At 51.6% G+C, this 564-nt stretch carries 1 protein-coding gene; it reads right to left on the bottom strand.

Annotated elements, in window-relative coordinates:
* Window positions 1-564: restriction endonuclease subunit S (locus tag RMT89_RS40765; RefSeq protein WP_315888800.1), on the bottom strand; the 564-nt coding region annotated here is incomplete at both ends.

The following is a 564-nucleotide window of genomic DNA, read 5'->3' as shown; positions in this document are numbered from 1 at the left end:
AATCCAGAGGTGCCTGCGGTTGTAAAACCGTATCAAAAGTGGCTCGAGTGATAGTATCGAACACCGCCCCATGTGAATTTTTCTTAAGCGTGTCTACTGCTTTATGTATCCTCAGATAGTTCAGGCACGAACCAGTGCCATCACTCCCTACAATTCCGTAGCAAGACTGATTCATTGCTGTCAGAACGCCAGTCAGTGCCAGCTTCCCCACAGTTCCTCTTGCCGTTATTATGGTAGTGCCGATTGGCAGCAGTTTGGTAGGGCTGTTCTTTAGAGCCTTTTCGGTAATCTTATCTTCTGTGTCGATGACAAAGATATTGCCATCTTGCGGGGCATCTTTGACTGAGAACCAGCAAATTTCACCATTCCAGTAGGCAGGTTCGGATTTCTTAGGGGTTCCTCCCCCTATCAGCTTTATCATTTGGGACAAAGGTAGGGCTTCCCACCCCTCCGGAATCTCCCCCAGCTCACTCGCCTGCATGGCCGAAGGAAACAGCGCGGCGGTCTCATACAGCTCGCGATAGCGCTCGGGGTCTTCTGCGTGCAGTGCGTCGAGCTGCGCCG

Source organism: Streptomyces sp. P17, from assembly GCF_032436805.1.
GTDB lineage: Bacteria > Actinomycetota > Actinomycetes > Streptomycetales > Streptomycetaceae > Streptomyces.
This window is presented reverse-complemented; position numbering and strand designations above follow the sequence as displayed.